Origin of the sequence: Stenotrophomonas sp. PS02300 (assembly GCF_029959395.1) — a bacterium.
GTDB classification, from domain to species: domain Bacteria; phylum Pseudomonadota; class Gammaproteobacteria; order Xanthomonadales; family Xanthomonadaceae; genus Stenotrophomonas; species Stenotrophomonas maltophilia_AD.
The window spans coordinates 24,301-34,939 of record NZ_JASCOP010000034.1 but is presented as its reverse complement, the minus strand read 5'-3'; the positions used below and the strand labels follow the sequence as shown (position 1 = coordinate 34,939).

Below are 10,639 nucleotides of genomic sequence, written 5' to 3'. Positions count from 1 at the left end.
CCCGGGGGGGCCGGGGGGGCCGCGGGAGCCCCCCGCCGGGCCGCCCACCGGCCGGCGCTACCGGTAGGTGCGCACCGTTGGTGCGCACATGGGTCGGCGACGGACGATTCCGTCAGGGGCACGGGATCGGCGGCCGGGGCTCCCGTTATTTTCCGGTTACCGCCTCGTTCAACGTTGCAATCGCCTGGTCGGCGGTGAACGTGTTCGGCTTCTGGATCTTCGGGAATTCCTTGAAGGTCTCGTTGAACTTCGTCAACAGCGCGATGGCCCCGTACACGATGTAGACGTGGTTGATGTACCAGTCCCAGTACGTGTTCGAGGTGACATCGGCGAACTCGTAGGGATCGGTGCGCAGGTTGTAGATCTTGGGGATGCGCATGGGCGTGAACGGTTCGCCCCAGACCGCCATCGTGCCTTTGCAGCGCTGCTCGATGAAGGTGACCTTCCAGTTGTCGTAGCGCAGGCCCAGCGTATCGCCGTCGTCGGAGATGTAGACGAACAGCTTGCGCGGCGAGTGTTCGGCCTTGCCGGTCAGATACGGCCACAGGCTCACGCCGTCGATGTGGTTCTTGTAGGTGCGCCCGATCGCCTTGACCCCCTTCTTGAGGTCGTCCACCACGGTCTTGTTGCCGGCCACTTCCAGGAAGGTGGGCAGCCAGTCGTGGTGCTGCACGATTTCGGTGGAGATCGTGCCCGGCTTGATCTTGCCGGGGAAGCGCGCCACCAGTGGAATGCGGAACGCGCCCTCCCAGTTGGTATCCTTCTCGCTGCGGAACGGGGTCATGCCGCCGTCCGGCCACGAGTTGCGGTGCGGGCCGTTGTCGGTGGAGTACACCACCAGGGTGTCATCGGTGATGCCCAGCTCATCCAGGTAATCCAGCAGCGACCCCACGTTCTTGTCGTGGTCGATCATCGTGTCGTGGTACGGCGACTGCCAGCGCCCGGCCTGGCCCAGGCTTTCGGGCTTGGTGTGGGTGATCAGGTGCATGTGGGTGAAGTTCACCCAGGCAAAGAATGGGGTGTCGTCGTCGGTGGCCTGCTTGATGAAGCCCTTCGCGCGTTCGGCGAAGTCGTCGTCGCAGGTGACCATGCGCTCGCGGTTGAGCGGGCCGGTATCTTCGATCTTCTGCTTGCCCACCCTGCCCCAACGCGGCTGCTCGGTAGCATCGTCCTTGTCGGTCGCGAAGCTGTGGATCACCCCGCGCGGCTTGATGGTGGCGATGAAGTCGCCGAATTCGTCCTCGGGGAAGTAGTCGTACATCTCCGGCTCTTCTTCCGCATTGAGGTGGTACAGGTTGCCGTAGAACTCGTCGAAGCCATGGTTGGTGGGCAGCATGTGGTTGAGGTCGCCCAGGTGGTTCTTGCCGAACTGCCCGGTGGTGTAGCCCTCATTCTTCAGCAACGCGGCGATGGTGACGATCTTCTCGCTCATGCCCACCGGGGCCCCGGGGATGCCCACCTTGGAAAGGCCGGTGCGCAGCACGCTCTGGCCGGTGATGAACGAGGAGCGCCCGGCGGTGCAGGATTGTTCGCCGTAGGAATCGGTGAACATGATGCCTTCACGCGCGATGCGGTCGATGTTGGGGGTCTGGTAGCCCATCAGCCCGTGCGAGTAGCAGCTCAGGTTGGAGATGCCGATGTCATCGCCCCAGATGACCAGGATGTTGGGCTTCTTCTTCTTCGAGGCGGTGGCCATCGGGTTCTCCAGGAGCATTGCGGCGGGTCCTTGGATGATCCCTGCGCCGTAGTAGGGCGGCCACGGTGTTTCTACTTAAGCTGGCTAAGTAATTGCTGCCCTACCGCCATGCGCTGCCGACCTGCACGTAGACGGTGTCGTCTTCAGGGCCGAACGCGTAATCCAGGCCCACGTACAGCCCAAGCTGGCGCGCGACCAGGTAGCGTCCGCCCACGCCCTTGGCTACCTGGCTGGTGGCGCCGGAAAAGTTGCTGTGCACGCCCCAGGTACGTCCCGCACCTAGGAAACCGATGGCGGCCCAGCGTGGCGTGAGGTTCCAGCGCAGCTCGGTTTCAATCGTGGCGGCGCGGGTGTCCTGGTAGCGGGCCGAACCGATGCCGCGCAGGTCGATGTAGGGCAGCCGGTAGAACGGCACGTCGCCGCCCACCCAGCGCACATCGCCGCGCAATCCCAGCACCAGGCGCTTGTCGGCCAGCGGCAGGTAGCCGAAGGCGTGCGCGCGGTAGCTCTGGAAATCGTTGTCGCTGCCGATCGCATCGTCGTAGAAATTGCCTTCCAGCATGCCCAGCCAGCCGCTGTTGGGCGTGAACGAGTTGTCGCGCTGGTCGTACTGCAACGACAGGCCAAGGCCGGAGGTCTTCCGGTTCAGTTCGTGCGGCTTGAAGTATTGCCGGTCCGAATCCACGTCGAAGCCGATGTCCAGGTCCATGTAGATCCACTGCAGCCCCAGGAACAGCGACTGATCACCCAGCCGCCGGGCGATCTTCTGGAACGCCATGTAGCCATCGGAGCTGTAGCCGATGCCGACTTCCGGCAGCACGTTGCCGGGGGTGTAGAAGTCCAGGTTGAACGAGGCCTTGGCCACGCCGCCGGTGTAACGCCAGCGGTCGTCCTTGAAGTGCAGCACCGCGCCGGCGCCGTAGGCGGTGCTGCCGTTCTCGGTCTTCATGCCGGACACGCCGTAGATGTTCGGCGGGATCATCTGCTTGCGCCCATCGGTGGCGGTACGCTCCAGCGCGGCGCCTTCCGGGCGGTGGAAGAACGCCAGCGCCACTCCGCCGCCATAGCCCACCGCCGGGTCGCTGATCACCACCGGTACCGGCAGGAAGCCCTTGCGGTCCAGCAGCCAGCGCGACATGTCGAAATGGCCGTCCTGCGGGTCCTTGAAGATGCTGGCCTTGGGTGCGGTCGTTTGCTGCGCCGGGTCGACCGCCTCACCTTCGTTCGACTGCGCAGCCGCGCAGGGCGCAATGTGGAAGAGCGCCAGTACCGCAGACGCTTTCGCCCATCCAATCATGCCGTTCTCCTGGTCGCCCAATGGCGCTTCCAGACACACTGACAGACCGACGCACATTCAAGCCACGGCCGTTCTACCTAGCAGCGCCCAGTACAACTACTGATGCGAGAGGCGAGCGCGTTTCACGGGTACCTGGTGCGAGGCGGTAGAGTCGGTTCCCAAACGACTGCCGACCACGGCGCCGGGTTCATTGACGCATGGACACCGAACGACACCGTCTCCGGCACGTTCGCTCCGGCACAGGTCCATGCCTCAATGATGTGATCACCACGCCGGCGGTCGATCGGGATGCGACCCTACCGTTGCGGCGTTTCGGACGCGACATTTCGGCCGCGCGCGGTGCTGGGCCGGTAGAGTCGGTTCCCAAACGACTGCCGACCTCGACACAGGGTTCATTGACGCATGGACACCGAACGACACCGTCTCCGGCACGTTCGCTCCGGCACAGGTCCATGCCTCAATGATGTGATCACCACGCCGGCGGTCGATCGGGATGCGACCCTACCGGTGGGACGCATGCAGCGGGGTTTGTTGCAGACGGGCCAGCTGCAGGCGACCCATCTTCCTTACCTTTGGAATCGCCGGCTTGGGTGGCTGTTCGATCGTGAGGTGGATGCTGCCTTGGCTTACTTCCAGCTTCAGGCGGGCGCCTACCTCGAAGCCGGCGGCTTCCATCCAGAGGCCGCGCAGCTTGATGCAGGGGATGGGGATTTCGCCGAGTTCTTCCTTGCTGCCGGGGTAATGCAGTGCGTCCACGCGAACGTGGGCAGGCTGATAGCGATAGAACTTGCGCTTGGGCGGCTCGCGGGAAGGAACATCAGACCAGGAGTTGCTCATGTGTGACCTCCGATGGAAGTCTCCCTCGCCGGATGGCGAGGGAGTCGGGAGGTTCAAAACCGATGTGACCTCGGCGCGACGTATTTCCACGAGGGTGTTGTATTTCGCCACCCTCCCGACGCAGGACATCTTACTTACAGGTAGTCACAAAAGAGTTTTGACGCTCCAGGGTTCACCATGCCTAATCCTGCTCGATAACGGAATTCGTTTGTTTCTCTCGATTTCTGCGATTCGTTTGACGCAGCCTAAGATGATGTCGGAAACGGTCCTAACGACTCGCGCGTTCGCTTCGGCACAGGTCCATGCCCCAATGCACCGGTCATCACCCCGGCGGTCGATTGGGATGCGACCCTACCGATGCGGCGTTTCGGATGCGACATTGCGGCCGCGCGCGTCCGGTGTTCAAGATTGCCGCAGCGTGCCCTCGTGCAACCGGTAGCTGCGGTGCACGATGCCGTCGGGCAACTCATCGTGCGTGATCATCACCAGGCTGCGTCCGCCCAGTGCGGCCACCATGTCATGCAGCAGCGCATGCGCGGTATCCACGTCCAGGCCTTCGGTCGGCTCATCCAGTAGCAGGATCGGTGAACCGCGCAGCAGCGCGCGCGCCAGCGCCAACCTTCGTGCCTGCCCGGCCGACATGGTGGCGCCGTTCTCGCCCACCCAGGCCTGCAACCCGCCCAGGCGTTCGGCCCAGACCTGCAGGCGCACGTCGGCCAGCACCTGCCACAACCGTTCATCGCTGGCCTGCGCGTCGCCCAGCCGCAGGTTGTCGGCGATGCTGCCGGCGAACACCGGCGCATGCTGCGGCAGCCAGGCGATCTGGCGATGCCAGTCGGCCTGCGCGACCTCATGGATGTCCTGCCCGGCATACACCACGCGGCCACCATCGGGGTCCCACAGGCGCAGCAACAACGACGACAAGGTGGTCTTGCCACTGCCACTGTCGCCACGGATCGCGATGCGCTCGCCCGGCGCCAGCGTCAGCTGCACGCCCTCCAGCAGCGCCCTGCCCTGTCCCGGCCAGCGGAAGTCCACCTGCTCCAGCTGCAGCGTGCCCGGCTGCATCGGCAGCGCGACCGGCAGATCGGCATCCACCACGCCCGGCGCCTGGTCCACGATGCTTTCCAGCCGTGCCGCCGCTACGCGCCCGGACAGCCACGACTGCCAGGCCAGGCCGATGCCGGCCCACAGTTCGATCAGTGCCACGGTCAGGAACACCAGTGCCGCCGCCATCGCTGCATCGATCGCGCCGCGCTGGAACCCGTTCAGCGCCACCCACAGCATGGCCACCAGCCCGACCGACGCGCACAGCCCATGCAGCGCATTGCCGCCCACCAGCCGCCAGCGGCGGCGACGGTCGCGCGAGCGCAGCTGCTTGGCCGCCACCAGCACGCGCAGGTTCCAGTGTTCGCGTGCCTGCAGTGCGGTCAGGTCGGCGGCGCCTTCCAGTCCTTCAAACGCCTGCGTGCGCAGCTGCGCGCGGTGCAGCGCGCGGTCGCGTTCCTGGCCGCCGGCGCCGCGCACGGTCAGCCACGGCACGCCCACGCCGATCAACAGCGCGAGCACCGCCAGCAGCAGCGCGGCCGGCGGATGGATCAGCGCGGCCGAACCCACGGCGACCAGCGACACGCCGCCCAGCGCCAGCAACGGGCCGATGGCACGCACCAGCAGCCCGTCCACTTCCCCGATGTCCGACATCAACCGCGCCAGCAGTTCGCCGGTACGGATACCCGCCAGTTTTGCCGGTGCCAGTGGCAGCGCGCGGCGGAAGAACCACACGCGCAGGTCGCGGGCGATGCGCAGGGTGACATCGTGGCCGACCAGCTTTTCGAAATAGCGCGACACGATCCGCGCCATGGTCAGGCCACGGATGCCGGCCGAGGGCGAGAAGAAGTTGAAGCCACTGCCCAGCCCGGCCGCACCGGCCAGCGCGGCCGCGGTGAGGAAGCCACCGGAGAGGCCCAGCAATGCGGTGCCGGCCAGCATGGTGGTCCACAGCAGCAGCACCGTGAGCAGCAGGCGGCCACGGTGGCGGGCGAACACCTGCTTCAGCGAATCGTCGCGAACCCGGTTCATGCCGGTTCCTCCATCGCCTGCGCGCGGCCCTGTGCGGTCAGGGTCAGCCGGGTGTCGGCCCAGCGCATCGCGGTTTCACTGTGGGTGGCGATGACCACCGCACGGTCGCGCGCGAAGGCCGCCAAGGTCTGCAGCAAGGCCGCTTCGGTGTCGGGATCCAGGAACGCCGTGGGTTCATCCAGCAACAGCAGCTGCGGATCGCGCAGCAGCAACCGCGCCAACCCGATCCGGCGCGCTTCGCCACCCGACAGCCCGAAGCCGCGCTCGCCAATCACCGTATCCAGCCCCTCGGGCAGGTGCGCGGCAAAGCGCATCACCTGCGCGGCTTCGGCCACGGCAAGCAGGCGCGCATCGCTCACGCCGGGATCGGCCAGGCGCAGGTTGTCGGCAATGCTGCCGTGGAACAGGTACGGGCGCTGGCCGGCATAGCCCACTTCCAGCCCCGGGCGCAGCACGATGCTGCCCGACTGCGCCGGCAGCCACCCGGCCAATGCTTCCAGCAGCGTGCTCTTGCCGCTGCCGCTGGGGCCGACCAGCGCGAGCCGCTGGCCCGCTTCAATCTGGAACGAGAGCTGCTGCACCACATCGTGCGACGCGCCCAGCGGGCGCAGCACCAGGTCACGCACCACCACCGGCGGCGCATGCTGCTCCAGCAGCTCGGGCGCGCGCACCGGCGCAGCGGCGGCTTCAGCGGGATCCACCTGCGCCGGCAACTCACCGAGCAGGCGCTCCACTTCAGCGGCCGCCGCCAGCGCGTTGGCGCGGTCGTGGTAATGCGCGGCCAGCCGCCGCAGCGGCGCATAGAACTCCGGCGCCAGCAGCAGGCAGAACATGCCCGCACCCAGCGTGGGCACCGCTGCATGCAGCGACATCAACCCCAGGTAGCTCAGGCCCAGGTACAGCGCGACCATGGCCACGCTCACCGAAGCGAAGAATTCCAGCACGGTGGACGACAGGAAGGCGATGCGCAGCACCTTCATGGTGCGCTCGCGCACGCCTTCCGCGGCGGCGGCCACGCCGTCCAGCTCGGCCTCGCCGCGCCCGTACAGGCGCAGCAGCCCCAGGCCCTTGATGCGGTCGGCGAAATGACCGCTCATCCGCGCCAGTTCGCCCAGCTGCGCGCGCCCGGCCGCTTCGGCGCCCCAACCCACCAGCATCATGAAGAACGGCACCAGCGGCGCGGTGAACAGCAGGATCAGCGCCACCACCCAATCCACCCAGGCCACGGCCAGCAGGATCAGCAGTGGCACCACCACCACTTCGATCCGTACCGGCTGGTAGCCGGCGTAGTAGCTCTCCACCGAATCGGCGTGGGCCAGCATCAGCTCGCCCAGCTCACCGCTGCGCTGCTGGCGCAACCACAGCGGCCCCAGCCCCATCAGCCGCCGGTAGACCCGCTCGCGCAGGGTCAGCCGGGCCGCATCGGCCACGTCGCCGGCGGCGGCCTGGGTGGCGCTGCCCAGCAGCGCGCGCAGCGCCAGGACCAGCAGCAGCCCCAGCAGCACCGGGGTGGTGTCGGCCAGCGGGCGGTGGACGACCAGCACTTCCTGGATCAGCCAGGCAATGGCCGCGGCCTGTCCGATCAGCAGCGCGCCGGACGTACAGATACACAATGCGGCCAGGCGCTGGCGGCTGCGGGCACTGGCGGCCAGCCCGTTGAGCCACTGCAGGCGCTGGCGGCGAAGGTCACTGGACTCGATGGCGGGCGCGTCGGGGGGTATGCTCAAAGCGGGTCACTGGCGGCCACAGGGAGGTGCCGACCATTGTAATGGGCGCCGGCTACCCTTCCCCGTGCGGCAGTCGGTCGCAGCACGGACTGCCTACGATCCGCGCATCTGCCTGTTCATACATTGATCTCAATCAAGGCTGTTTGAAGTTGCTGGTCACAGAATTCATCCCGTAGACCCCTTCCCGCCACCTGATACGGCAAAACCCCCAACGAGGTAGCCAGGCCATGATCGATTCGACAGTCGTAGAACTGTCGCGGCTGCAGTTCGCTTTGACCGCGATGTACCACTTCTTGTTTGTCCCCCTAACGCTTGGCCTCTCGTTCCTGGTGGCCATCATGGAAAGCGTGTACGTCATGACCCGGAAACCGGTCTGGCGCCAGATGACCCTGTTCTGGGGCACGCTGTTCGGCATCAACTTCGCCATCGGCGTGGCCACCGGCCTGGTGATGGAATTCCAGTTCGGCATGAACTGGTCCTACTACAGCCACTACGTGGGCGACATCTTCGGGGCGCCGCTGGCCATCGAAGGGCTGATGGCATTCTTCCTGGAAGCCACGCTGATCGGCCTGTTCTTCTTCGGCTGGAAGCGGCTGAGCCCGGTCAAGCACCTGGCGGTGACCTGGTTCATGGCGCTGGGCACCAACCTGTCGGCGGTGTGGATCCTGATCGCCAACGGCTGGATGCAGAACCCCACCGGTGCGGTGTTCAACCCGGAAACGATGCGCATGGAGGTGGTGGACTTCGCTGCCGTGCTGTTCAACCCGGTGGCCCAGGCCAAGTTCGTGCATACGGTCAGTGCGGGCTACGTGACCGGCGCGATCTTCGTGATGGGCATCAGCGCGTTCTACCTGCTGCGCGACAAGCACAAGGACATGGCACGCCGTTCGTTCGCGGTGGCGGCGGCCTTCGGCCTGCTGTCGTCGCTGTCGGTGGTGGTGCTGGGTGACGAGAGCGGCTATGCCGCCAGCGAGCACCAGAAGATGAAGCTGGCCGCGATCGAGGCGATGTGGGAAACCGAACGTGCCCCGGCCGACTTCACCGCCTTCGGCATTCCCAACCAGCAGACCCAGCAGAACGATTTCGCCATCAAGATTCCGTACCTGATGGGCCTGATCGCCACGCGCTCGTTCAACCAGCCCATTCCGGGCATCCTGGAACTGGTGGAACGCGCCGAGCATCGCATCAAGGGCGGCCAGCTGGCCTACGGTGCGCTGGAACGCGTGCGCAAGGACAAGAACGATGTCGAGGCGCGCGAGATGTTCGACCGCCATTGGCAGGATCTGGGCCATGGGCTGCTGCTCAAGCGCTACCGCGATGACATCCTCAACGCCACGCCGGAGGAAATCTCCAAGGCGGCGATGGATACCGTGCCGCGCGTTGCGCCGCTGTTCTGGACCTTCCGCATCATGGCCGGGCTGGGCTTCTACCTGATCGCGTTCTTCGCGGTGGCCTTCTACTTCTCGTGCCGCAACACGTTCCACGAAAAGCGCTGGTTCCTGTGGCTGGCGGTGTGGTCGATGCCGGCGCCGTGGATCGCGATCGAATGTGGCTGGTTCGTGGCCGAGTACGGCCGCCAGCCGTGGGCGGTGGATGGCGTGCTGCCCACCTTCTATGCCGCGTCCGGTCTGGCGCTGCATGAAATCCTGACCACGCTGGCGGTGTTCACCGCGCTGTACACGGTGCTGCTGGTCATCGAGGTGAAGCTGATGCTCAAGGCGATCCGTACCGGCCCGGCCGACATCCTTCCTTCGCTGCAGCCCTCGCGCACGCCGCTTCCCCACAATGCCGCCGCACCGGCTCCCGGTCAGGCATAAGGCAGGAGAACCCAGATGGATATTCTTGGACTTGATTACACCACGCTGCGCGTGATCTGGTGGCTGCTGCTGGGCATCCTGCTGGTCGGCTGGGCGGTAATGGACGGCTTCGACCTGGGCGTGGGCACCCTGCTCCCGTTCGTGGCGAAAACCGATGAAGAACGCCGGCTGGTGATCAACACCGTGGGCCCGGTGTGGGAAGGCAACCAGGTATGGCTGGTGCTGGGCGGCGGCGCGATCTTCGCCGCATGGCCGCCGCTGTATGCGGTGAGCTTCTCCGGCTTCTATCTTGCGATCTTCGCCATGCTGTTCGGCCTGATCCTGCGCCCGGTCGGCTTCAAGTACCGCAGCAAGATGCCGAGCAAGCGCTGGCGCGACACGTGGGACTGGGTGCTGTTCGTGGGTGGGCTGCTGCCGGCGCTGATTGCCAGCGTGGCGGTAGGCAACGTGCTGCTGGGCGTGCCGTACCACTTCGATGACAGCATGCGCATCTTCTACACCGGTTCGTTCTTCGGCCTGCTCACCCCGTTCGCGCTGCTGGCCGGGCTGGTGGGCGTGGCGATGATGGTGTCGCATGGCGCGGCCATGCTGGTGTTGAAGACCGACGGCCCGGTGGCCGAACGTTCGGCGCGTTACGGCAGCATTGCCGCGCTGGCCAGCTTCGTGCTGTTCGCCGCGGGTGGTGCGTGGGTGGCCTTCGGCCTGCCGGGCTATGAAATCACCTCGCAGGTGGTGACCGACGGCCCGACCAACCCGCTGTTGAAGACCGCTGCGGTGGGCACGGCGGCCGGTGGCTGGCTGCGCAACTACAGCAGCATGCCGCTGACCCTGGTGTTCCCGCTGCTGGGCCTGGCCGGTGCACTGGCCAGCGCGGTACTGCTGCGGGCCCGCCGTGGCATGGCCGCCTTCCTGGCATCGGGCGCTTCGATTGCCGGCATCATCCTCACCGTGGGCTTTGCGATCTTCCCGTTCCTGCTGCCCTCCTCCAGCCAGCCCAGCGGCAGCCTGACCGTGTGGGACGCCTCGTCCAGCCAGCTCACGCTGTTCATCATGCTGGTGGCCACCGTGATCTTCCTGCCGATCATCATCGCCTACACCAGCTGGGTCTACCGGGTGATGAAGGGCAAGACCACGGCCGAAGACATGGCCGACAACCCGAACGCTTACTGACACCCCTGAAACGGTA

At 66.1% G+C, this 10,639-nt stretch carries 7 protein-coding genes; 2 read left to right on the top strand and 5 right to left on the bottom strand.

Annotated features, from left to right (window positions below; genetic code table 11):
- Positions 1–145 precede the first annotated feature (145 nt).
- The 5 genes from QMX79_RS08820 to cydD all read right to left on the bottom strand — a co-directional run bounded on the left by QMX79_RS08820 (position 146) and on the right by cydD (position 7,636).
- Positions 146–1,714: an arylsulfatase gene (locus QMX79_RS08820; RefSeq protein WP_282246406.1), complete on the bottom strand. Its 1,569-nt coding sequence runs from the start codon at positions 1,712–1,714 to the stop codon at positions 146–148.
- An 82-nt stretch (positions 1,715–1,796) separates the two neighbouring features.
- The gene (locus QMX79_RS08815; protein WP_282246405.1) at positions 1,797–2,993 is read right to left on the bottom strand and encodes a BamA/TamA family outer membrane protein; all 1,197 of its coding nucleotides are present in this window, start codon (positions 2,991–2,993) and stop codon (positions 1,797–1,799) included.
- A gap of 501 nt (positions 2,994–3,494) precedes the next feature.
- Complete coding sequence (locus QMX79_RS08810; protein WP_282246404.1) at positions 3,495–3,830, bottom strand: SymE family type I addiction module toxin; 336 nt, start codon at positions 3,828–3,830, stop codon at positions 3,495–3,497.
- 402 nt (positions 3,831–4,232) lie between these two features.
- Positions 4,233–5,909 carry a thiol reductant ABC exporter subunit CydC gene (gene cydC / locus QMX79_RS08805; RefSeq protein WP_282246403.1) on the bottom strand — a complete coding sequence of 559 codons (1,677 nt, stop codon included), beginning with the start codon at positions 5,907–5,909 and terminating at the stop codon, positions 4,233–4,235.
- Positions 5,906–7,636 carry a thiol reductant ABC exporter subunit CydD gene (cydD, locus tag QMX79_RS08800; protein ID WP_282246402.1) on the bottom strand — a complete coding sequence of 577 codons (1,731 nt, stop codon included), beginning with the start codon at positions 7,634–7,636 and terminating at the stop codon, positions 5,906–5,908. Before cydD ends, cydC begins: the two co-directional genes overlap by 4 nt.
- Positions 7,637–7,863: 227 nt before the next feature.
- Here cydD and QMX79_RS08795 point away from each other — a divergent pair, with 227 nt between their 5' ends.
- Together QMX79_RS08795 and cydB are read left to right on the top strand one after the other, a co-directional pair.
- On the top strand, positions 7,864–9,453 hold the full coding sequence (locus QMX79_RS08795; RefSeq protein WP_282246401.1) for a cytochrome ubiquinol oxidase subunit I: 1,590 nt from the start codon (positions 7,864–7,866) through the stop codon (positions 9,451–9,453).
- A gap of 15 nt (positions 9,454–9,468) precedes the next feature.
- The gene (gene cydB / locus QMX79_RS08790) at positions 9,469–10,623 is read left to right on the top strand and encodes a cytochrome d ubiquinol oxidase subunit II (protein WP_282246400.1); all 1,155 of its coding nucleotides are present in this window, start codon (positions 9,469–9,471) and stop codon (positions 10,621–10,623) included.
- Positions 10,624–10,639 lie beyond the last annotated feature (16 nt).

What these genes read in the sequence shown, in the direction of transcription:
- QMX79_RS08820 (WP_282246406.1), bottom strand. Translation starts at nt 1,714, where the DNA reads ATGCTCCTGGAGAACCCGATGGCCACCGCCTCGAAGAAGAAGAAGCCC.
- QMX79_RS08815 (WP_282246405.1), bottom strand. Translation starts at nt 2,993, where the DNA reads ATGATTGGATGGGCGAAAGCGTCTGCGGTACTGGCGCTCTTCCACATT.
- QMX79_RS08810 (WP_282246404.1), bottom strand. Translation starts at nt 3,830, where the DNA reads ATGAGCAACTCCTGGTCTGATGTTCCTTCCCGCGAGCCGCCCAAGCGC.
- cydC (WP_282246403.1), bottom strand. Translation starts at nt 5,909, where the DNA reads ATGAACCGGGTTCGCGACGATTCGCTGAAGCAGGTGTTCGCCCGCCAC.
- QMX79_RS08795 (WP_282246401.1), top strand. Translation starts at nt 7,864, where the DNA reads ATGATCGATTCGACAGTCGTAGAACTGTCGCGGCTGCAGTTCGCTTTG.
- cydB (WP_282246400.1), top strand. Translation starts at nt 9,469, where the DNA reads ATGGATATTCTTGGACTTGATTACACCACGCTGCGCGTGATCTGGTGG.